Below are 21,836 nucleotides of genomic sequence, written 5' to 3'. Positions count from 1 at the left end.
CCCTCTATCCAAGTGGCACGTACCAGCACGGCGGGTACGGAGCTCTCAGGAAGCGGTTCGAGGCCGCCACCTGAACTGCACTACATTTCGATCCTCACCAGAGCACGGAAGGTCAGCGGCTGGCAGAGGTCGACAGAGGCACTCAAGCCTCATAGCCAGGGAGCCAGGGAGCGGTGCGCCAGAGGCGCAGGCCTGCCGGCATGGCCGAGCCTATAGCGATTGGTCATGGGGCTGGGATGAACACGCTCGGACACTGTCTGTTTATTCAAGTTTGATATTTTACAGCAGGAATTGTGGTATTATTAACTTGGATCTCGTCCTGCGGTAAGGCAGTGACAGCCTGTACCTTGAGGCTTCAGAATGGGCCAGGAACAATTTGAGGCGGCACGAACCCTCGGCTTCGAAGTCAGAAACCCGCAGCGTTTTGCACGCAACATGACACGGCTGAGTGAGGAAGCGGGCAAGGCAGCCGCAGTCTTTCTGCAGCCCCATGCGATCAATCTGACGCATTTCACCCTGCACGATGATCTCGCTCCAGCTCTCAAGGCACTGTCTCAACTCCAACAAGCCTGGCTGCAACAGCCCCACAAGGTGTTGGAAGCCCAAATTGTACTTTGGAATAACTGTTTGGAGTTGTGGCATTCCTCGATGCGCCGGTTCATGGGACTGGAGAACGGCGACGCAAGGCCCCTTGCCGTCTCGCTGCCCGAAGATCCCCGGTTCACGCATCCGGCCTGGTCCGAAAACCCCTATTTCGATCTGCTGCGGCAATCCTACCTGATCACCTCGCACTGGGCCGAATCCCTGGTCAATTCGGCCGAAGAGCTCGATCCCCACACCCGGAACAAGGCTCGCTTCTACCTGACGCAGATCATCAATGCGATTGCGCCCTCGAACTGGGTGTTCACGAACCCGGAGCTGCTGCACGAGACGTTCGCGTCCGATGGTGAGAACTTGGTGCGGGGCATGCAGCTCCTCGCCGAAGACATCGAGCGCGGCAGCGGTCACCTCAAGATTCGGCAGACCGACGCGACCAAGTTCGAGATCGGCCAGAACCTGGCGATCACCCCCGGCAGGGTGATCTACCAGAATGCTGTGATGCAGCTGATCCAGTACGAGCCCACAACAGAGCAGGTCCTGAAGCGCCCGCTCCTGATCGTGCCACCGTGGATCAACAAGTACTACATCCTCGACCTCAGCCCGGAGAAGTCGTTTGTCAAATGGGCGGTGGACCAGGGCCAGACAGTGTTCATGATCTCCTGGGTCAACCCCACCAGGGAGCTCGCCAGCAAGTCCTTTGAGGACTACATGCGCGAGGGCATCCTGGAGGCGCTGGCCGCGGTCGAGCGTGCCACGGGTGAGCGGGCGATCCATGCGCTGGGCTACTGCGTCGGCGGAACCCTGCTTGCCGCCACGCTGGCCTATCTGGCCGCGACAGGGGACAGCCGCGTCAAGAGTGCCAGCTTCCTCACGACCCAGGTGGACTTCAGCCAGGCCGGTGATTTGAAAGTCTTCATGGACGAAGAACAGGTTGCCGCCATCGAGAGGGACATGGCCCGGCACGGGTATCTCGACGGTCACAAGATGGCTGCGGCCTTCAATCTGCTGCGCTCCAATGATCTGATCTGGCCGTACATTGTCGACGTTTACATGAAGGGTAAGACCCCGCTGCCGTTGGACCTGCTGTACTGGAACTCGGATTCGACGCGCATTCCAGCCGCCAACCACAGCTTCTATCTGCGGCGCTGCTACATCAACAATGATCTCTCACAGGGACGCATGAGGATTGACGGTGTCACCCTCGACCTCTCGAAGGTGAAGATCCCGATCTATCACTTGGCGGCTCGGGAGGACCATATCGCACCGGCGCGGTCAGTGGTATTAGGGGCGCAGCTCCTTGGCGGTGCTGTGCGGTTTGTCGTTGCCGGCTCGGGCCATATCGCCGGGGTTGTGAACCCGCCAGCACGGAACCGGTATCAGTACTGGACCAACGGGCCGCCTGTGGGAGAACTCGAACCCTGGCTCGAAGCCGCAGAGGAGCACCCGGGCTCGTGGTGGCCCGACTGGCAGGCCTGGAGCGAGGCGCAGGACAGGAGGCGGGTTCCGGCCCGCGCGATCGGCGGGGGCAAGCTCACTGCTATCGAGGATGCGCCGGGCAGCTATGTTCGGGTAAAAAGCTGAGCACAGAATCACGGCCCGTCACCACTCATGTGATCAACTTCGTAGGGCAGACTGCCGTCGGCCCAACTCGACTGGCATCGAGCTTCCTTCAAGCGTTCGACTCACATGTCCCTGAGGCGTCGTCCAACAGCCGCAAATGGGCGATGCCGTAAGGCCGAACACCCGTGATAAAGTGAAACGAGGACCAGAGAATATCGTATGGCCAGCCCAGCCGCTCCATCACCGGGTAGGTTCCAATCACACCCCAGCGCGGCTCGCCGAGCGACAGCTCCTCCGGGCCCGCCAGACCCCATTTGAACTCGGCTCCGAGCCGGCGCAGGGATGCGTTCAGCCACGCCTTTCCGACCATCTGGGCACAGTAGTAGTCGTAGGCGAACTCGGCCGGGGCACCCCTTTGCACGTCTGCGAGGTCGCGCGCCAGTTCAAGAACCTGCGCGGGCTCGAGATACATCAGGAGACCTTCGGCCACCACGAACGTCGGGCCACGTAGATCGCTAAGTCTCGAGGTCCAGCCAGCCTCGGTGACTGAGGCGCTCACAAGCTGCCTACGCGCGTGGGGCGGGAAAAGGATGCGTCGCAACTCCATCACCTCGGGGAGATCGACATCCACCCAATGAAGGCGGCCGTTATCAAGCCGCTCGAACTGGGTCGACAGGCCGGACCCGAGGCTGAGCACTTGAGCGTCGGGGTGATGGTTGAGGAAGTCGCGTAAGAGCTGGTCCAAGATCAGACTGCGCTCGATCAAGCCCCACAGCATGTCCCGATCGGCTTCGAACGGAGTAAGGTCACAAGTGAGGCGCGCGGCGATTGCTTCGGCGGCGGGATCAGCAAAGCCTTGGTCGGGAAAGAGTCGGCGGGCGAGCGCGCGTGCGGCAAGGGGAATGAGCAAGGTCTGCTCGACGCAGTCCAGACCCGCAATAGAGCGTCCGGTTTTCGGGCGGATGGTCAACGCCGTGCCCGCTCTCTCGATGGCGGCAAGGGCCGCCTCGGAGAGAACCTTGCTGCCCTGGCGAGCTGCCGCCGGGCATTCGCGCGATCCCGGATATTTAGGTCCTGCACTGGCATAGCTTTAGCCTCTGCGGAGGCGAGGCGGGCACGCGTATCGTCCTGTCCCCTTGGAGGTGAGTTCCTGGGCCATCAGGGACGAGGGCCACCAGCCTGAGAGTGCGGCCCGCCCGGTTCTGAGATGCCTCTCAGAGCAGTCTCGGTATAATGGCCCCTGTATCACCGCGACGTCACCCAGCGAGATGATGCCAACGGGGCGCTTGTCCCTGTTCAGGACCGGCAAGCGCCGATCGGAATATATCGCGCCGACGCGGATGCACGGCCGCATTCTCATGGGCCATGGTACGCCTATCGCCCTGCCCCTACAATCTGCCGATGACTGCCCCCTGGAGAGTGATCCTCCATGACGTATGGCTTTTAAGCCGATGGTCCAATCCCCTGATGTAGTGGAAAGAAGACGGTGGTTCTGACCAAGTGGAAGCTGGACGACGAGGACGCGCCAAGGACTTGCCGATTGAGCTGATCCATATCATATCCGTCTTCGATCGGCTTCAACGAGCCGACAGACGCCGGACTGTCGCTTCTGCTCGTGAGAAGTAGCAACCCAGCGCCTGCCACAACTAACCTCACCATCCAATTGTCTTGCGTCACCTGAGGATCCGCAAGCTGCTTGTGATGGCCCCGATCACCGACAGGCCCGCCCCCAGCCACAGGATAAGAGCTGTCGGATTACCAAGAGCCAGGCCGAACAGGACTGCTGCCAGGGCTGCGCCCAGGGATTGGCCCAGCAGCCGAGCCGAGGACTGCATGCCGCTCGCACCGCCACTGCGCTCCCGCGGCGCACTGGTGATGATGGCCTTGTTGTTCGGCGACTGGAACAGGCCAAAGCCCAGTCCACAGATCGTCAACCGCCAGACGATATCCGCATTCGATGGATCGTCCGGCAGCACAGCCAGAAGGGCCAGGCCGGTGGCCAGGGCGGCAAGACCGATGCCACCCAGCAGGCCGGGTGAGAAGCGGTCGGCCAGCCGGCCGGCAAGGGGAGCCGCCACGGCAATCGCCAGCGGCCACGGGGTCATGAGCATGCCGGTCTCGATGACGCTGCGCTCCAACTCATCGTGGAAGTAGAAGGGCAATGCCAGATAGGCGAGGGACTGGGTCGCGAATGAGCAGACCGACGTCATCATCGACAGGGCAAACACCGGCCGCCGCAGCAGATCCAAGGGCAGTAGTGGCATCGACAGCGCGAGCTGGTAGCGGACGAACACAAGCCCCGCCACGATCGCTCCGCCTAAGGCGAGCAGCGGATAGGTGAGGCCGCCAGTGCTGAGGCCGTCGATCCCGGTGATCAGCAGCCCGAAGGTCAAGGCGTTGAGAAGAACGCTCCACCCGTCGAGCCGTCTGGCGGATCGTGGCGTCTCCGGCAGCGTCCGAGCGGCCACGATGAGCGCGAACATGCCAAGCGGCACATTGATCAGAAAGAGCCAGGGCCAGGACGCAACCGACAGGATAGCTGCGGCCAGGGTGGGACCGGCCGCTGATGAGACCGCCACCACCAGAGCGGTGTTCCCGAGGCCTCGGCCCAAGAGCTTGGCGGGATAGATGAAGCGGACGAGGGCAATGTTGACGCTCATGATCCCGGCCGCTCCCGATCCCTGGAGGACACGGGCGAGGATCAGCATTGGGAATGATCCGGCAAGGGCACAGCCAAGCGAAGCCAGGGTGAACACCAGGAGCCCGGCCCAGTAGATTCGCCGATAGCCCACAGCATCACCAAGGGAGGCCAGTGGCAGGAGTGAGACGGTGATGACCAGCTGGTAGGCATTGACCGCCCAGACGGCGGTGGCGGGATCCACCTGAAGCTCACGGGCTAATACCGGAAGGGCCAGGTTGACGATCGCACCGTCCAGAACCGCTATGGTGAGCGCGACGGCGATGGCCAGGAAGGCCCAGAGCCGCTCGGGATTGGGCAGGCCGTCTGCGAAGCCTGTGGCAGGCAAAGTCCGTGGGGAAGTCGTGTGCATGATGGGGTGCTGGAGATCGACAGTTCTAAGCAGGTGTTCGTGCATCTGGTAGATTGATGCGAACTTACACGATGCCCCAGGCGCGGTAGCGGGTGCGTCCGGTAAGCTCGCGCGGCAGGGCACCGCCGAGCTGCGCCAGCATGAGGTCGACAGCTTTCGGTGTGACCTTGAGCAGCTTCGCGCCGAGCGGCACCGTCACCAGCGGGCGGGAGAGAAACAGCTCGACCAGCTCCGGCAGCTTCGAGTTGGAGCGGCAGGTCTTTGTCACCCGGCGCATCAGCGCGCGGGCGAGGATGAGCCGGTCGAGATCCTTGTGGGCGATGGCCAGCGCCTCCTCAAGCACCTGGCAGAAGCCCTCCAGCTTCTCGGTCGCTCCTTCCCTGCCCTGCGGCCGGAACTTCGACTGCTTGAACCCGGCCGCGAGCGGCAGCAGGTGGCTCGTCAGGCCCCTCGCCCGCAGGATGGCAGCGGCCATGATCAGCCCGAGCCAGGGCAGGCGGGTGTAGAGGTTGAGATCAAGCCACGCCTGCCAAGCCACGGCGGCTGCGGCGACCGCCGGCCAGGAGCTGGTGCGCTTGACCACGTCGAGCCACAGGTCCTCGGCCTCGGCTTCGTCCTGATCCGGATCGTAGACCAGATGCGAGCGGCTCTTGGGCAGCGGAGTTTCGCCAGCGAGCACCTGGTTGGTGCGGTCCAGGAGAGCATCGATCTCGGCCAAGTGCGCCTTCCACGGATCGGCGTCATTGGCATAGGGCGGGTAAGCCTCGTCATCCTCCGGATTCGGGCGCTTCCCCTGGGATGGGCGTGGCGCTTCGCCTGACAGACCCCCGATGCCGCGCAGGGCCGCGAGCCCGTCGATCGAGAGGGGCCAGGGAGCCTTCCGCGCCAGCGCGGTGCGCCGGGCCCGCAAGGCTGCGGCGGCCCGGGTGAGCTCGTGGGTGGGATGGCGCACATCCATGCCGGCATCGTGGAGCACGAGGTCGCCGACATCGAGCATGTGCCCGTCGAGGATCAGGGCCCGCACGGCTTCGGTCATGTCGCAGCGGGACTGCCAGCCGGTGGAAAGGCCTGAGGCTTCCAGGCGGGCATCGAACTTCAGGACCTTGATGGTGATCGCCTCGAGCCGCCCAGCGATGGCTTGCCACGGCAGCTCCGGCAGGTCGTAGGAGCGCGAGGCCAGCCGCTCCGCATCATCGAACTCCCCTGCCCTGCTCTCGAACGTCACGCCTGCCCCCAACCGCTAAGGTCTTGATCGAAACAGACATAGCGTGGCACGGAGAAGTGAAGCAAGGGTTTACTATGGTGTCGGGCAAAGCAATCCAGCGATCTGCCAAGCAGCGCCCGCGTATGGTCGGGAACGCTGCTGCGCGCGAGCAGATTGGACCTGCCATCCCGAGCATTGAAGGCGCTCAAGGGCGGCGGAAGCCTTTGTCTTGTAAGCCATTTTAGCAGCTGTGGGGAAGCCTCCCCTACTGGACTCGTTAACAAAGTCGCTTGAGAAACGTTTGCAAACGATCGTTTGCTGACGACAACCAATAGTGAACAAAGGACTCGACTGAATGACTTAAATTCCTACTAGCGTTATTGTCCAAGAGCACTTTCTGCCAGGACCGCAATGATATCATAGCAATAACGAGTTCCAGTTCGGCGCTTGGCCGTTCGATCCGTTAAAACGTTATGTTGACATTTATAAGAGCATCATTTGATGCTATTTGAGATGCCTTGGAGCGGAGTAACTTACATGAGAACAACAATCGCTCTTGATGATGAACTCGTCGCAAAGGCGCAGGCCTTCACTGGCCTGCAGGAGAAGTCAGCTCTGGTTCGCGAAGCATTGAAGGCTTTGATCGAACGGGAGAGCGCCCGACAGCTGGCCCTTTTCGGCGGCACTGAGCCTGACCTTAAGTCGATCCCACGCCGCCAGGCGGATGCTCAGTGATTGTCGTTGATACCTCGGCATGGATTGACCATCTGAAGAACGGCGACAGCGTATTAGCCGATCTTCTTGGAGCTGGGCGCGTACTGGCACACCCCTTTGTCACAGGTGAACTTGCCCTCGGCAGCCTTCGCCAGCGCCAGACCATCCTGGAGTCCTTGCGCGACCTGCCCCAGGCAACTGTCGCCAGCGACGATGAGATCATGATGCTGATCGAACGGGAAAAACTCTACGGACTTGGGATTGGATTTGTCGATGCTCACCTTTTAGCAGGATTGAGACTTACCCCCGCCGCCCTACTCTGGACTCGGGATCGGCGCCTGCGGCAAGCGGCGACACAACTTTGGCTTTCCGCAGGCCTCAGCTAACCAGCGCAACATGATGGTCCCCCTCCCCTTCCAGGAAACGCCTAATCGGCTACGCCCGCGTGTCCACTGAGGATCAGGCGCACGATGCCCAAATTTACGAGTTGAAAGCGGCTGGTTGTGCCGAAATCCACCAGGAGCATGGTTCCGGAGCGAGCCGCGCGGCCAGGCCTGGCGCGGTTGATGCGTGAGATCAGGCCTGGGGAGGTGTTGGTGGTGGTGCGGCTCGACCGTCTCGCCCGCTCTGTGAGCCATCTCCTTGAGGTGATCGAGACGCTGGAAGCCAAGAAGGCCCATTTCCGTTCACTTCAAGATCCGATTGATACCTCGACACCGCAAGGCATGTTCTCCCCCACAGGTGCTAGGTGCGGTCGCTCAGCTGGAGCGCTCCCTCATCTCGGAGCGGACCAAGGCCGGGATCAAGGCAGCCAAAGCGCGCGGCAGAACACCGGGCAACCCGGGGATGCGTGAGCGTCGGCCGGACGCAATCCGGAAGATCGCCCTCGCCCGGGAAAAGGTCTATCTGGATGAGGTGATCGCCGGCGCGGATCGATGGATGCCAACGGTTCGGCGCATGCGCCCCCAGCACCCTTGGGATGACGTAGTGCGTGTGCTCGCCGACAGCGGGCAAGCATGGACCGTGGCCCAGTTGCGCCGCGCGGTCGGTAAGCTCGTCTCCCAGCACATGGCCGACCCTACCCTCTTCCGCCCTGTCCCGCGCACGAACCCTGGGGACCGTCTCATGACCCTGATTGCGGGCATTGCCATGACCGATCCGAGCCTGTCGCTGCGGGATATCGGTGCGCAGCTCGAGCGCATAAGGGAGCGGACACCGCGCGGGGGCCTCACTTGGTCAGCCTCGTCGGTGAAGAAGCAACTCGACCAGGCACGAAAAGCCGGGCTAGCACTGCATAAGGCCATCTAGGATATTGTCCAAGCGTCTCTCTTAAAAGTAGAGCTCAAGGGGCAGGGAGTGGGCCCTCCCCGTTCCAACGAGCCAGTGGGTCGGGCTCACCACTTCACGTAGTCTTTGTGTGCCGCAAGCTGATCCTCGATCAAACTCTCGGCTTGAACCACGGCCCGAGCTACAGCATGCGCCATCACGGTCGCAGCAATCGCCCCAATGGCTGAGACGTCGGCTCGAATGGTGACACGATCTTTGCCCTGTCGACGAGCAAAGATTGTGTCACCATCTGACATCGTGTGCACGGGATTGATGCTGCGGGCAAAGCCGTCATGTGCCATCTGAGCGATCTTGTTCATCTCGGCCTTGCTGAACGGAACATTCGTGGCCACCGCGCCGATCGTCGTGTTGCTACCAGTCGATGTGACGACACGGTACCCGTTCATTATCGCCGCCATGGTATCCCGGAAGCCTTGGCCCTTCTCCCGCCTGGCGCCAGCAAGGATCCGACGGGTATCGGGATGGTAGATGTCGCCGACGGCGTTCACGGCTGCGATCGCGCCAACAACAACGTCCGTGCCAGGGACCCGATGACTGGCTGTTCCAAGCCCACTCTTCATGGCGAAGGCCGACCCGAACATCTTGCCCACTGTTGCTCCGGCGCCTGCCCCTACATTGCCTTCCTGCACAGGGCCTCCTGCTGCGGCGAGGCACGCTTGATACCCGGCCTCAGCGTCCGGCCGAATGGTAAAATCACCCACCCCAAGATCCATGAGAATGGCGGCCGGCACAATCGGAACGACGCCAGCACGCAACTTGAACCCGAGTTTCCGCTCTTCAAGATAGCGCATCACGCCCGTGGCGGCCTCCAGTCCATAAGCACTGCCGCCTGAGAGCAGGACGGCTTGAACCTGTTGCACAGCGTTGGTCGGGTCAAGCAAGTCGGTTTCACGAGTGCCCGGAGCAGAGCCGCGTACATCCACACCACCCACGGCCCCGTCTTCGCAAAGGATGACCGTACAACCGGTGGGCCTACGGGTGAGGGTGTGTTGGCCGATCTTGATCGGGGCACATCCGTAATCGCGCCCCCCATGAGCAGCGGACAGGATGGATCCGAAGCAGCTGATGTTCTCACCGGGTAGGCGAGGAGAGGGGCTGCAGAGAGGGCCAGCATGGATTGGGTGAAGGTTCTACGTTTCATCACGGCCTCACAATCTGGGTTTGAGTGCCGCCATGACTTGAACCCTTTCCTTGGGCGCAAGAACTCACGGGAAGATCGACACGCCAAGGCGGCTGATTGGATCGTAGGAGTGGATTCGGGTAAAGTCTTATCTTCCAACCTGCCGGGGCACGTAGCCTCGCTTCTGCTTGCGTCGTAGCCATACCTCAAGGGCTTCCATGGCGCTGCCTTCGCTCTCGTGCAACTCAATCTTTCGCTGCCCAGCGGTTCCGATCCGGCCCCATTCGCGGATCAGAGCTGTGTCCCCGAATAGGCTCGTTTCAATAGATAGAACATAGAACCGGGCCATATTGGCTCCAGGGTCGCGGCGGTCGAGAACCAGATATTGGATCTTGTCGTGAGGCATACTCCAATGTCGCACTCATGTCTCGAAACCGTCCAATTCAAAGACTGAATCGATTTCGCTATTTGGATTCACGGCGGTGATAGATCTCGACGGAATATCAGCAGTGCTTCCGAACCTAGACGAACTCAGCCCGCGAAGTTCCGGTTTTGCTGTAAAGGGCAGGGGCTCTGCGCACTTACGACTGCTGATTTCCTCGCTGTGATCCGAGGCACCGGCGCCAGGGCAGTGAATCGCGCAGAGCCTTCCGTAAGTGAGCGCAATCGGCGGCTACAGCACTCAATGAATTAAGCCGCTTCATTCTGCTCGCTCGCCTCTTTGCAGCTGCAAAGTTCTTGCTCTGGAAACTCAGGCCTTGCTAATGCTCGAAAGATGGGGCCGGCTATTATGATGGCCAGAGCAGCTAATTTGCATCTTTGCAGCTGCAAAGTTCTTGCCTAGCTCTACCCAGGCATTTCATATTTCACAGCCCACCGTGAAAAATCTCATGTGTTGCCGAAGATCGATGGCAGCTAGCCGAGCAATAGACCCGAGCAGATGACATATTATTTCGCTTGCAGGTGTCCGGCACGCCGCACATCAGCCACTTCCCATTCCTAATGCCTTCGAGCAGGAGGGTGGGCCTGTGAAGATTGGACAGCCAGCGCGAACGATGCCCGATTAAGCTTCTTGCTGCACTTGCAAGGACCCGTTCAATCTATCGGAACTTTACCATCTTACGTTCACGAATCGTCTTGTATGGTAGACGTCTCAAAAAGCAAACTTTGCAGCTGCAAAGTTGCCTTCCCGCCTGCAAAGGCAATCGGAGAGGCAAGGAATTCACATTCTTTTTGACAAACTCATCGTTGCGTTAACCATTCGTTTATACTTCGCAGGCTTTGCTCACGGAATACGCCGCTCCAACGGCGAATTTCCGTAACTAGGAGAGTTGACGTGACTGTCCCTCAACTACAACTGGATGCCCAGGTCGAGACACATGCAGGCCCGCAGCAGCCAAAGGTCGACGACAGCTACATCTCAAGACACGCGAAAGAGCTCTCCGAGTCGCTTCACCAGCAGCGACTGGCGCTGTATCCTCCCGTGGCGCAGAAATCTCTTCGCAAGTTTACCTCGGGAGAGGCCGCAAAGCTCATTGGCGTCGATGACGGATATCTGCGCCAAATCGCTTTAGACGGCAAAGGCCCCGAAGCTGAGACGCTCCCTAACGGGAGACGCATGTACTCTCTTGATGATATCAATGCGCTCCGCCGTTACCTCGACGAGAATGCCCGCGGTGGAAGGCGCTATATTAAGCACCGGTCTGGCAAAGAGCATCTTCAGGTTATCTCCTGCGTAAACTTCAAGGGCGGCAGCGCTAAGACAACCAGTGCGGCGCACCTTGCACAGTATCTTGCTCTGAGCGGGTATCGGGTACTGGCTATTGATCTYGATCCTCAGGCTAGCCTGTCCGCGCTACACGGGTATCAACCCGAATTCGACATCGGGCCAGACGAAACAATTTATGGCTCGATCCGCTACGACGAGGAAGCTCGTCACCCGAGTGAGGTGATCCGCCGAACCTATATCTCTGGGCTCGACATTATCCCAGGTAATCTTGAGCTGATGGAGTTCGAGCACGAGACTCCAAAGGCACTCGCTAACCGCCGACCGGGCGAAACCAAATTTTTCTCGCGCCTTACGATCGCATTGAATGAAGTCGCTGATGACTATGACGTCGTAGTGATTGATTGTCCGCCACAACTTGGGTTCCTCACACTGGCAGCTCTGAGCGCGTCCACATCGCTCATGGTGACGGTTCACCCGCAAATGCTCGACGTAATGTCAATGTCTCAGTTCCTAACGATGACTGCAGACCTTCTGGGTGTCGTCAAAAACTTTGGCGGCACTGTCGAATACGACTGGATGAGGTATCTCATCACTCGTTACGAACCAGGCGACGGCCCACAAAGCGGCATGGTGGAATACCTGCGGGGTCTATTCCCGGAGGCAGTACTCGAGAATCCAATGCTTAAAAGCACCGCGATCGCAGACGCTGGGATCAATAAGCAGACTATCTATGAGGTGGCCCGCGAGCGGTTCACCAAATCAACATACGACCGAGCGATCGATGCTATGAACAACGTCAATGCCGAAATTGAAGGTCTTATTCGAAAGACTTGGGGGAGAGCATAATGAGCAAGAAGAATTCTGTTCTTAGTCGGCTTATGCCCACACCTCTGTCTGAGACTGAAGCTCATAAGGTACCGTCCCAATGCCCAGATCTCGTGACTGAGGACCGGCATGAGGGTGGGAAACCAATGATCCATATTGCAGAATCCTCCCACACAGACGCAGAGCAGTTAGCTGGTTCCATAGCTTCACTGGCGGCATCTCTCTCAAACGAGCATCACGCTGCTCCCGCTAAGAAAGAATGGGGAATCAATCGGGCCTCAGGAAGCGCACTTGGAAAGCTCAGCGAAGCGTTCGCGGTCGAGAATGAGCTCAAAGCAGTCAGGGACCAGCTGGAGACCGGCCACACGATCATCGAACTTGATCCGCAGGCCCTAGATAGTTCATTTATCCAGGATCGGATGGAGAGCTCTGACGAGGCCGTTACGGAGCTCGCAGAACAGATCAGAGAAAAGGGGCAACTCGTTCCAATTCTGGTCCGTCCACATCCGAACGCTCCTAATCGGTACCAGATCGCTTATGGCCACCGCCGCGTCAAAGCAGCTGAAAGGCTTGGTATTAAGGTTCGGGCCACCGTCCGAAATATGACAGATGAAGAGCTGATCATCGCTCAAGGCCAGGAAAACAATGCTCGCCTCGACCTAACCTTCATCGAAAAAGCGCGCTTCGTTGTCGCCCTTGGGAACCGCGGGTTCAACCGTAAGGTCATTCGCGACGCACTCTCGGTCAATGAGGGGGATCTCTCATCCCTTATCGCAGTCGGCTCTCGAATCCCTCCCGACATCATCGAAGCAATCGGACCTGCGCCGGGGATCGGCCGGCCCCGCTGGCGGACCCTTATGGACTTACTCCAAGACGCCACCCGCATTAAACGTGGTCGACATATCTTGGCTGAAAACGACGTTCGGGTTCTAAATTCTGATGCGCGCTTCCGCACGCTCGTTGATCGTCTTCAGAAGAAGGAACGACCTAAACCTCAATCATGGGAAGATCCTCACGGTCGCCGACTTGTAAGCATTGTCTTCTCAGAGACGAGGTGTACTCTCCAGATTGATCAACGGCCTGAACCAGAGTTTGCAAGTTTCCTAACTTCGAAGCTTACAGACATATATCGGGAATTTGAGGCTCAGAAGAACCAGTAGCTCTATAGGTCTAAGGGTGCGGTTTGGGTCTGCGCTTCGCAACCATCTTGGACCTTCGGAGATCTTTGCAGATGCAAAGATCTCCTGAACCTTACCGCGCACGAGTACGCCGATCCGTATCGACAGTGCGTATCGCTTATCGAGATTTCCTACGCCAACCCTTTTTCAAGCAGTGCCTCGCGGAGAGAATTCCGCGTTTCAAATGGTCTACAGCCGGTGGATTTCGCCATGCACCAGCATCTAGTTATTGCGAGAAAAGACCAAGAGGGGAGGGGGGCAGTGAGCCTTACCTTTTTTAATTCCTGTACCATGACTGCGATTCTCTTCAACTGATCGTTTGCAAACGTCTTTCAAGGCGTTTTGTTAACCAGCTGGCGAGGGGAGGGCTTCTCTCAGACCAGCGAAAATGGCCTAAACACAAGGACTTTGGCGGCTCGGCTGCCGCTCAACGGGTTCCCATGAGCGCCGGTGGAAAAACCTCAGACTGTGTGGCTCACGACGCAGCCACCAAAACAGCATGTGCCCGCATTCCAGACCGTAGTCAGCTGGCATTTAGCTTCCACTGCCTCGGTTAACCGATTGTGTTTCAGTGGCTTAACAGTTGAGCCGAAGCATAGCCTTTGGAATGGCGTCGGGCCTGAAGCTGGGCGGAATAAGCTTGTGGCGTGAGAATCCCTTACGCTGTCATCATTCACAGCCGATGCACGCTCGAGCGATTGTTGGCTAGCATTTTGAGCCTTCGGAGCGGCAGGAGGGCGCCGCTCAGCGTCGCAATCGACCCGGGCCAGGTCAGAGTTCCAGGACCATACCGTCCTGGGCCCTCTTGGCCCCTTCGATCGAGACCTGCTCAAGCATGTCCGCGCTCAGGTTGTGACTGACGATCATCAGGTTGGGTGAGACGACGATGTTGCTCTCGATGACATCCTCGGCTGCCTCATGGCTGATGCGGAAGCCAGTGACGAGCGCCGACGGGTTGGATCTGGAGGCATAGGATACGGCCCTGCGCCGAGCCAAGCGCCTCTGGTGCCGCGGCCGACACCGAATTAGCATCCCACCCGTGCCCGGTCAGGACCAGCCGCTCTTCGGTGAGCTGGTCCTTGCAAAACTTCTCAGAAAGCGAGGCCCATGACGACTTCACCCGCTGTCGCGCTTACGCAAGCGCTGATCCGCCAGAACACCGTCAACCCTCCCGGCAATGAGGCTCAGTGCGCAGCCCTCGTGGCCAAGCGGCTGGAGGAGAATGGCTTTGCCGTCACGGCAATCCCGTTTGGGGAGGGGCGCACGAATCTGATCGCACGCATCGGCGGCCGGGATGCCTTGCCGCTTGCCTTTACCGGCCATCTGGACACGGTGCCGCTTGGTTTGCAGCCATGGTCGGTCGATCCGTTCGGCGGCGATGTCGAGGGCGACCGGGTCTATGGCCGCGGCTCCAGCGACATGAAGGGCGGCGTTGCTGCCTTTGTCGAGGCCTGCATCGCCCACCGTTCTGCACTGGAGAAAGGCCCCGGCGCGGTGCTGATCATCACCGCTGGCGAGGAGACCGGATCGGAGGGAGCCTACCATCTGTGCCGGCAGCAGGGGCTTCTGGACGCGGCCGGTGCCCTGATTGTTGCCGAGCCAACATCCAATACCCCGCTTATCGGCCACAAGGGGGCCTTGTGGCTGCAAGCCGTCGCACGGGGCGTGACCGCGCACGGCTCGATGCCGGAGAAGGGAGACAACGCTGTCATCAAAGCAGCGCATGCGGTCGTGAGGCTGACGGACTTTGACTTTAATGTGCAGCGGCACGCGGTGTTGGGCCAGCCGACGTTGAACATCGGCACCTTCCATGGCGGATTGAACACCAACTCGGTTCCCGACCATGCCGCAGTGAGCCTCGATATCCGCACTGTGCCGGGACAGGCACATGCCTCCGTGCGCGAGATGGTCGGGAGCTTTCTGGGCGATGAGATGGAGATCTCACCGCTCATCGACGTGCCAGCCGTATGGACTGATCCCGGGGACCCGTGGATCCGGCGGGTCTTTGAGATCATGGCCCCACTCCTTGGAGCAGTGCCCGTGCCGCAGGGGGCGACCTACTTCACCGACGCCTCAGCGCTGACCCCAGCCATGGGCAACCTGCCAACGGTGATCCTCGGTCCTGGAGAGGCGGCCATGGCGCACCAGACGGACGAGTACTGCCGCATCTCGCGCATCGACCAAGCCGTGGAGGCCTATGGCCGGATGATCGAGGATTGGTGCAAATGACCGGACTTCCCACCGCCCTTGAAGCCGCGCGACGCATCGCTGACGGGAGCCTCACCAGCGAGGCTCTGGTCCGCGCCTGCCTGGAGCGCATCAGCGCGTGCGAATCTGGAGTCCAGGCATGGCAGCACCTCGACATGGACGCTGCACTGAACATGGCTCGGCACCTGGACCGGTTCGGCTCCGGTCCCCTGAAGGGGATTCCTGTCGGGGTCAAGGACATCATCGATACAACGGATATGCCAACGGGATACGGCTCGGCGCTCTATGAGACGTTCCGGCCGCCGCGCGATGCGGCCTGCGTGGCCCTGGCGCGGCACGCGGGTGCGCTGATCCTTGGCAAGACGGTGACCACCGAGTTCGCCTACTTCCAGCCCGGCAAGACCCGCAATCCGCATGACCCGAACCGGACCCCCGGCGGCTCCTCCTCGGGCTCGGCGGCGGCGGTGGCCAGTGGCATGGTGCCATTGGCCTTCGGAACACAGACGGCCGGATCCATCATCCGGCCGGCCAGCTTCTGTGGCTGCGTCGGCTACAAGCCGACCTTTGGCCTGATCGACCGTACCGGCGTACGCCCGTTTGCCGACAGTCTCGACACGGTTGGGGTTTTTGCAACGACCATCCAGGACGCGGCCTTTTTTGCTTCCGTAATTGCGGGCCGCCCAGATCTGCGCATCGCAGATGAGGGTTTGCGCCCGCGGATCGGCCTGACCCGAACCCATGCGTGGGAAGCGGCCGAACCTGCCACGGCTACGGCGCTCAACGAGGCCGCGGCACGGCTGCGTACAGCCGGGCTGGAGGTTGGCGAGGTTGCCCTTCCCGAACGGTGGCGCGGCCTGCTGGAGGCACAGACGACGATCATGGCCTTCGAGGCGGCGCGGTCCCATGCGCCGGAGATGCTGACTGCGTCCGACCACCTCAGCGCAAAGCTGCGTGAGCTCCTGGAGGCTGGCGCGCGCACCGCGCCCGAGGACTATGATGCCGCCAGAGCGCTGGTGGCAGAGTCGCGCGCCAGCTTCCGCGATGTGCTGGACGGGCTTGATGTGCTGCTCACTCCGAGCGCGCCTGGAGAGGCGCCGGAGGGATTGGGGGCCACCGGCGATCCAGTCTTCAACCGGATGTGGACGGTCTTGGGAGTGCCTTGCATCTCCGTGCCGGGTTTGACCGGCCCCTCAGGCATGCCTGTCGGCATCCAGGTGGTCGGCCGCTGGGGCGACGACCGACGCGCCCTGGCTGCGTCAGCGGCCATCGGCCAGAGCCTTTGATGCCCGCAGCACACCACGACTCCTCGCCGGGTCCGCCGTTCCCGTTTTGGAGCTCGAACCATGACTACAATCGATTTGAGTGACTTGAACGCTCAAGTGCCAATCCACCGAAGATCGCCATAGCCGCACCGGCGGGTAGAGGTGGCACGGAGCAGTTCGCACCCGCTGCCGGATCAGGTAATGTTGGCAACTGGCTGGGAGGCCAACGACTCCAGGAGCTGTCCTATGCCAAAGCTGACCGTGAGCTGGGATGAGAACGGGCCTCTGCTGCAGACGGCTGAGGTCGAGAACCCGATGTCTGATCGACGCTGGAGTGCTCCGATTGGCCAGCTGACGGACGACGAGCGGCAGGACTTGCTCTCTGCCGCGCAAGCCCTGGCGCAGCTGATTGCCGATCTGGCGGCCGAGGACACCTTCTTCAGCAATCCCCGCTAGCTCCTAGAACCTGATGAAGGCAGCGCATTAAAGGCAGCGCATTCGTGGGATCTTTCGGCCACCGAGAGACGCTCTGACTTTTAATCAGAGCGTCTTGGGTTCGAGTCCCAGCGATCTCACTAACATGATCAAAGGGTTACTGACATTTGCCCTCTGATCCGTTTCCATCCAGGTAGCCAATAGGTAGCCAAGCGCTCCGTTCAGCGCGGACCTTGTCCTGCTCGACTCGGGCAAATCACGTCCGTCCTTACCGTGAACGTATCAGGGCCCATCTAATCTGGGGCAGGGGCGCCGTAGATGATCGAGAGGGCAACCTCACCAGCCTCAGGCCAGAGTTCGGAGTTCAATCCCCTCCGGGCTGTCGGCATGCCGCTGATAGGGCAGTTCGGCCACAGTCTCGGTGCACTCTGGAGCAATCACGCCTGAGGCTTCATCGTGAGCGGCATCCCGCCACCGTTAGACGAACGCGGATCCCCCCAGCGCCATTGTCGGTCCCACTAGCAGGAGAAGATCATCCCCCCTCACACCGCATGTCGCGGATCCCCCAGACCGCGGGTGTCTAACAGGTGCTCGCGATAGCGTTGCTCTCCGTCAACCCGACGGGCCTTCAGCTGGTCTGGCGCTTTCTAGTGGAGCTTCGGATCGAGCACCACGGCATGGCCGCGCAGCACGGGACCGCGGAGACCCGGCGAAATCCGGCCCTCACGCACTGCCAATCCTTCAACGTCGAACCCATTCTCCTTAGATGGGATGCTCAGGAAAGGCCTGTTATGGCGAGTAATAGAGGATCGATGTCCTTTCCGAGCATAGGTCGGAAGGCCGGTTTGATGAATGACAACGATGACTGTGCGCTAGGTGACACATATAATACCCTTGTCCGCAGGCAGGCCGGATGTAATCCGACCTGCCTTCTAGCTAAGGCACTATGAGAGCCGATGGCGGCGCCACCTTTCCCTAGACTCAGGAGTCACTTCTTCAGAGCTACATTCCGATTGAATGTCTCAATGATAGCTGCGCGGTTTGCATTGATCTTGTTCCAGTCGGGCAATGCCAAACTCTTGATCGAACCCTCAGGTCCCCACGGCATGCGTTGCTTGGCGTTGTCGCTTAACTCTACGCCCGAAGTTGCCGGACCGACATAGATCCTCTCTGCCATGCACTTTGCAGGATCCTTGCCGATCGCATAGTTGACGAACTTCTCAGCCGCTTCCTGTTTCTTGCTGTTCGCCACGAGATGAAGACGGATGTCACCGCCGATGGCGCCTTCCTTGGGTACGACGAATTCAATTGGAAGCTTTTGATCCCTCATAGCATATGCCGAATTGGCATAATGGGCTCCTACGATGACTTCTCCACTCTGGAACAAGTTCGTTCCCGCGCCCGCGCTGTCAAAATAAGCGGTGACCTTCAGCTGCTTCAACTTGTCGAAGGCTGGCGTGACGTTTTCGGCGCTGCCGCCAGCCAGGCCGGCCAGGTGGACGATGAACGGTACGCCCATGGCGTTTGAAGGACTCGGGAAGGTGACTGCACCCGCATACTCAGGCTTCCACAAATCGAGCCACGAGGCGGGCGCCTCTTTGATGTCCTTGGTGCTGTAAGCCAAACCAACCGAATAGAAGCCGGTGCTGACCGCGAAGACCGCTCCCGACTCGTCTTTATAAGTCCCCTCTGGGATGAGGCCGGTGACCGCAGTGACCTTGGCGGGATCTATCGCCTTAAGGAGCTTGTCAGTCGCGGCAATTTCGGAGACGCCGCCATCAAGCCAAACTGCATCCAGCGTCGGGCTGTCCTTCTGCTGACGGAGCTTGCTTAAGGTCACGCCGGAAACACCCGGTTCGGGGACGACCCGGATTCCAGTGTCGCGGGTGAATGGATCGATGATACAGGCCTGCATGGCCGTGCCCCATTCGCCGCCGTAGGTCGCGACTGTGATGGATTCCTGCGCGACGGCTGGCAGCGCAGTGCTGGTCAGCAGGACCGTTGCGGCCAATACGTTACGTGTATTTGTGATCATCCTGTGATGCTCCTTCTTTTTTGCATGTCGCCTCTGGAAGAGCTATGAGGAAATGTCTTTTGATATAGGGCAAATCGAAATTCGAAYCGCTGAGATAACCTGAAGCTATGAATGTCCGTCAACTTGAAGCTTTTAAGGCGATCATGGAGCTGGGGAGCTTCACACGAGCGGCGGAAAAGCTGCATCTTTCCCAGCCCGCAGTCAGCAAACTGATCTATCTTCTAGAACGAAGTTGCGGTTTCACTCTCTTTCATCGACAGAAAAACGGCGTCATTCCTACTGCCGAAGGCCAGATGCTCTATTCCGAGGTAGAGCGCGTATTCCTCGGGGTTGAATCCGTTTCTGCGCGTGCCCGAGCCATACGGCAGTTCGACTATGGCGAGATCAAACTTGTTACGTTCCCATCTCTCGGCACCCGCGTCCTTCCGCCAATTCTTGCCGAATTTATCGAGACTAAGCCTTCGCTTCGCGTCACGATAGCGAGCCGCAATTCCTGGCTTCTCGTGGATAGAGTTGCTTCCCAAGGTGTCGATCTTGGCTTTGGAATGACCATCTCTGATCGCCCGGGGGTACAATTCGAGAAATTGTGTTCCATGGAGGCCGTTTGCGTGCTCCCGCCAGGCCATCGATTGGCGGAACAGGCGATTGTCGATGCAGGTGATTTAGAGGGCGAACGATTTGTGTCGCTCGTCGAGGAAGATCGCGCCCAGGTCAAGATTGATCAAGCGTGCGCAGATCGCGGTATTGATYGTAACATCGTTTTGAAGGCGCAGCTCACCGAGGCCTGCTGTTCCTTTGTTTCGGCTGGAGCAGGTGTCGCTGTCGTGGACCCGCTCAGTACAGTTGGGTTCATGCCCGATGAGCTTATCGTGAAACCCTTCTCGCCCACGATCACTCAAGATATCTGGGTCATCACCCCATCCTTCCGGGAGACATCTCTCGGAGCGAAAGCACTTATTGCCCACGTCAAGAAACGACTGACGGAGAGGCTGGCTGAGATGGCTCTGTCAATTCGCAATCCTGGAGCCAACAAGATTTTGAGGCCAATCATCACCGTTTGAGCTTGGTCATATCCTCCGGTTATGGCTGAGATCAAACAAGGAATTTGACGGAGCGCCTCTATCAGATCTCAATGCAGACGAGATCTCCCACACCAAGCCAATGCATAAGCAAAGTATTTGATGGGAGACATTCAGTTGATCGGCAGTCTGCCTTGAGGTGAATTATGGGTACCATTACGGTTCTCACCCCAACGGGAACGTTGGGCTATGGTTTCGGTGACGATGCGCTGGCACGCGGGATGTCGCTCGGACCCGCAGTGATTGCGGTCGATGCCGGATCGACGGATCCTGGTCCGCACTATCTCGGCTCCGGTAAGCCCCTGGTATCAGATGTAAGCATCAAGCGCGAGTTGACAGCGCTCATCCAGGCCGGTCGCGAGGCCAATATTCCTGTCATCGTTGGTAGTGCCGGCGGTGCAGGATCAGGCGTGCAGGTCGACCGAACGGTCTCAATCGTGCGCAGCATCGCAAAGGACCTCGGGCTGAACTTCAAGCTGGCTTGGATCTATTCTGACATTCCCATTGAGCGGGCGAAGAAGGCGGTCAAGGCAGGTGAAGTCCAGGATTTCGAGGCTGGTACGCCGCTAACCGCGCAGATGCTTGATGAGACGGTCAGTCTCGTTGCCCAAATGGGACATGAGCCGATCTGTGAAGCCCTTGATGGTGGCGCGGACGTGATCATTGCCGGGCGAGCCTGCGATGACTCGGTCATCGCCTCATATCCGATCTGGCGCGGCACTGATCCCGCATTGGCCATCCACATGGGGAAGATTCTCGAATGCGGGGCTTTCTCCGCAGAGCCGTTCGCAATGGATGTTATGCTCGGTACGATCCACGACGATCACTTTGTGCTAGAGCCCGGTAGCCTGAAGAGGCGTGCGTCAGTGAAATCGGTTGCAGCGCACTCTCTCTACGAGCGCGAAAATCCATTCACCCAGGGCGGTCCTGGCCACGAAATCTCACTCAAGGAATGCTCCTTCGAACAGCTCGGCGACCGGCAGGTCCGCGTGCGCGGCGCGAAGATCACCGATACAGAGGATTACTACGTAAAGCTCGAAGGCGCGAGGCTCGCTGGATATCGTTCGATCTGCATTGCTGGAATCCGCTGCCCGACGACCGTCGGTGCGCTCGACAGCATTCTGGAGGATGTGAAGGCCAAGGCGCATGCCTATTTCGCTCAGGAAGATGTGACGATTACCTTCCATGTCTATGGCCGCGATGGTGTGATGAAGGAGCTGGAGCAAGAGTCCAATCCGGCTCGTGAGGTCGGTCTCGTGATCGATGTCCTAGCCAAGGACCAAGCCTTGGCTCATGCGGTATGCCACCAGATCAGCGGCGCGATGCTGCACTATCATTACCCCAGTGTGAAGAACACCTCCGGCAATCTTGCCTTCCCGTACTCGCCGTCGGATCTGGATATCGGTCCCGTCTATGAGTTCAGCGCTTATCATCTGATGAAGGTCGAATCGCCCACTGAGCTTTTCCCAGTGCATTTTGAGGATCTTTGA

The 21,836-nt window shown here is 59.5% G+C and carries 17 protein-coding genes, 1 tRNA gene and 2 pseudogenes; 12 read left to right on the top strand and 8 right to left on the bottom strand.

What is annotated here, in order from left to right; translation table 11 throughout:
- Positions 1–360 precede the first annotated feature (360 nt).
- Entirely contained in the window at positions 361–2,181 is a 1,821-nt protein-coding gene (locus ACXJKO_RS07030; protein ID WP_457090374.1) for a PHA/PHB synthase family protein, read from the top strand.
- Between the two features lie 88 nt (positions 2,182–2,269).
- On the opposite strand, the gene ACXJKO_RS07025 is transcribed toward ACXJKO_RS07030, so the two are convergent.
- From ACXJKO_RS07025 to ACXJKO_RS07015, 3 genes are all read right to left on the bottom strand, one after another.
- On the bottom strand, positions 2,270–3,130 hold the full coding sequence (locus tag ACXJKO_RS07025; protein ID WP_457090373.1) for a class I SAM-dependent methyltransferase: 861 nt from the start codon (positions 3,128–3,130) through the stop codon (positions 2,270–2,272).
- 703 nt (positions 3,131–3,833) lie between these two features.
- On the bottom strand, positions 3,834–5,210 hold the full coding sequence (locus tag ACXJKO_RS07020; protein WP_457090372.1) for an MFS transporter: 1,377 nt from the start codon (positions 5,208–5,210) through the stop codon (positions 3,834–3,836).
- 64 nt (positions 5,211–5,274) lie between these two features.
- Complete coding sequence (locus ACXJKO_RS07015; RefSeq protein ID WP_457090371.1) at positions 5,275–6,435, bottom strand: RHE_PE00001 family protein; 1,161 nt, start codon at positions 6,433–6,435, stop codon at positions 5,275–5,277.
- A gap of 516 nt (positions 6,436–6,951) precedes the next feature.
- On the opposite strand from ACXJKO_RS07015, the gene ACXJKO_RS07010 reads away from it, so the two are divergent.
- From ACXJKO_RS07010 to ACXJKO_RS07000, 3 genes and pseudogenes are all read left to right on the top strand, one after another.
- Positions 6,952–7,149 (top strand): type II toxin-antitoxin system VapB family antitoxin, encoded by a 198-nt coding sequence (locus ACXJKO_RS07010; RefSeq protein WP_457090370.1) that lies wholly within the window; start codon positions 6,952–6,954, stop codon positions 7,147–7,149.
- A complete protein-coding gene (locus tag ACXJKO_RS07005; RefSeq protein ID WP_457090369.1) occupies positions 7,146–7,514 on the top strand; it encodes a type II toxin-antitoxin system VapC family toxin in 369 nt (122 codons plus the stop codon). The genes ACXJKO_RS07010 and ACXJKO_RS07005 overlap by 4 nt, the downstream gene beginning before the upstream one ends.
- A gap of 44 nt (positions 7,515–7,558) precedes the next feature.
- Positions 7,559–8,436, top strand: a pseudogene (locus ACXJKO_RS07000) (recombinase family protein).
- 86 nt (positions 8,437–8,522) lie between these two features.
- Here ACXJKO_RS07000 and ACXJKO_RS06995 read toward each other — a convergent pair.
- A pseudogene (locus ACXJKO_RS06995) lies at positions 8,523–9,616 on the bottom strand (P1 family peptidase).
- Between the two features lie 127 nt (positions 9,617–9,743).
- On the bottom strand, positions 9,744–10,001 hold the full coding sequence (locus ACXJKO_RS06990; protein WP_457090368.1) for a WGR domain-containing protein: 258 nt from the start codon (positions 9,999–10,001) through the stop codon (positions 9,744–9,746).
- Between the two features lie 930 nt (positions 10,002–10,931).
- Between ACXJKO_RS06990 and repA the strand changes: the two genes are divergently transcribed.
- Complete coding sequence (gene repA / locus ACXJKO_RS06985; RefSeq protein WP_457090367.1) at positions 10,932–12,170, top strand: plasmid partitioning protein RepA; 1,239 nt, start codon at positions 10,932–10,934, stop codon at positions 12,168–12,170.
- The gene (gene repB / locus ACXJKO_RS06980; protein ID WP_457090366.1) at positions 12,170–13,309 is read left to right on the top strand and encodes a plasmid partitioning protein RepB; all 1,140 of its coding nucleotides are present in this window, start codon (positions 12,170–12,172) and stop codon (positions 13,307–13,309) included. The genes repA and repB overlap by 1 nt, the downstream gene beginning before the upstream one ends.
- 789 nt (positions 13,310–14,098) lie before the next feature.
- On the opposite strand, the gene ACXJKO_RS06975 is transcribed toward repB, so the two are convergent.
- The gene (locus ACXJKO_RS06975) at positions 14,099–14,323 is read right to left on the bottom strand and encodes a hypothetical protein (protein WP_457090365.1); all 225 of its coding nucleotides are present in this window, start codon (positions 14,321–14,323) and stop codon (positions 14,099–14,101) included.
- 111 nt (positions 14,324–14,434) lie between these two features.
- Here ACXJKO_RS06975 and ACXJKO_RS06970 point away from each other — a divergent pair, with 111 nt between their 5' ends.
- From ACXJKO_RS06970 to ACXJKO_RS06955, 4 genes are all read left to right on the top strand, one after another.
- The gene (locus ACXJKO_RS06970; RefSeq protein WP_457090364.1) at positions 14,435–15,556 is read left to right on the top strand and encodes a M20 family metallopeptidase; all 1,122 of its coding nucleotides are present in this window, start codon (positions 14,435–14,437) and stop codon (positions 15,554–15,556) included.
- Positions 15,553–16,818 (top strand): amidase, encoded by a 1,266-nt coding sequence (locus tag ACXJKO_RS06965; protein ID WP_457090363.1) that lies wholly within the window; start codon positions 15,553–15,555, stop codon positions 16,816–16,818. Before ACXJKO_RS06970 ends, ACXJKO_RS06965 begins: the two co-directional genes overlap by 4 nt.
- 225 nt (positions 16,819–17,043) lie before the next feature.
- Positions 17,044–17,253: a hypothetical protein gene (locus ACXJKO_RS06960; RefSeq protein WP_457090362.1), complete on the top strand. Its 210-nt coding sequence runs from the start codon at positions 17,044–17,046 to the stop codon at positions 17,251–17,253.
- Between the two features lie 46 nt (positions 17,254–17,299).
- Positions 17,300–17,372, top strand: a tRNA-Lys gene (locus ACXJKO_RS06955).
- Positions 17,373–17,879: 507 nt separating this feature from the next.
- Here the strand turns inward: ACXJKO_RS06955 and ACXJKO_RS06950 are convergent.
- Complete coding sequence (locus ACXJKO_RS06950; protein ID WP_457090403.1) at positions 17,880–18,035, bottom strand: DUF3616 domain-containing protein; 156 nt, start codon at positions 18,033–18,035, stop codon at positions 17,880–17,882.
- 185 nt (positions 18,036–18,220) lie between these two features.
- Complete coding sequence (locus ACXJKO_RS06945) at positions 18,221–19,267, bottom strand: ABC transporter substrate-binding protein (RefSeq protein WP_457090361.1); 1,047 nt, start codon at positions 19,265–19,267, stop codon at positions 18,221–18,223.
- Positions 19,268–19,374: 107 nt separating this feature from the next.
- Here ACXJKO_RS06945 and ACXJKO_RS06940 point away from each other — a divergent pair, with 107 nt between their 5' ends.
- Both ACXJKO_RS06940 and ACXJKO_RS06935 read left to right on the top strand, forming a co-directional pair.
- Entirely contained in the window at positions 19,375–20,328 is a 954-nt protein-coding gene (locus tag ACXJKO_RS06940; RefSeq protein WP_457090360.1) for a LysR substrate-binding domain-containing protein, read from the top strand.
- 164 nt (positions 20,329–20,492) lie between these two features.
- Complete coding sequence (locus tag ACXJKO_RS06935) at positions 20,493–21,836, top strand: acyclic terpene utilization AtuA family protein (RefSeq protein ID WP_457090359.1); 1,344 nt, start codon at positions 20,493–20,495, stop codon at positions 21,834–21,836.

It is taken from the genome of Microvirga sp. P5_D2, assembly GCF_054049475.1.
This window is presented reverse-complemented; position numbering and strand designations above follow the sequence as displayed.

Coding starts and splice junctions, on each gene's coding strand:
- ACXJKO_RS07030 (WP_457090374.1), top strand. CDS start 361: ATGGGCCAGGAACAATTTGAGGCGGCACGAACCCTCGGCTTCGAAGTC.
- ACXJKO_RS07020 (WP_457090372.1), bottom strand. CDS start 5,210: ATGCACACGACTTCCCCACGGACTTTGCCTGCCACAGGCTTCGCAGAC.
- ACXJKO_RS07010 (WP_457090370.1), top strand. CDS start 6,952: ATGAGAACAACAATCGCTCTTGATGATGAACTCGTCGCAAAGGCGCAG.
- ACXJKO_RS06990 (WP_457090368.1), bottom strand. CDS start 10,001: ATGCCTCACGACAAGATCCAATATCTGGTTCTCGACCGCCGCGACCCT.
- repB (WP_457090366.1), top strand. CDS start 12,170: ATGAGCAAGAAGAATTCTGTTCTTAGTCGGCTTATGCCCACACCTCTG.
- ACXJKO_RS06970 (WP_457090364.1), top strand. CDS start 14,435: ATGACGACTTCACCCGCTGTCGCGCTTACGCAAGCGCTGATCCGCCAG.
- ACXJKO_RS06965 (WP_457090363.1), top strand. CDS start 15,553: ATGACCGGACTTCCCACCGCCCTTGAAGCCGCGCGACGCATCGCTGAC.
- ACXJKO_RS06960 (WP_457090362.1), top strand. CDS start 17,044: ATGCCAAAGCTGACCGTGAGCTGGGATGAGAACGGGCCTCTGCTGCAG.
- ACXJKO_RS06945 (WP_457090361.1), bottom strand. CDS start 19,267: ATGATCACAAATACACGTAACGTATTGGCCGCAACGGTCCTGCTGACC.
- ACXJKO_RS06935 (WP_457090359.1), top strand. CDS start 20,493: ATGGGTACCATTACGGTTCTCACCCCAACGGGAACGTTGGGCTATGGT.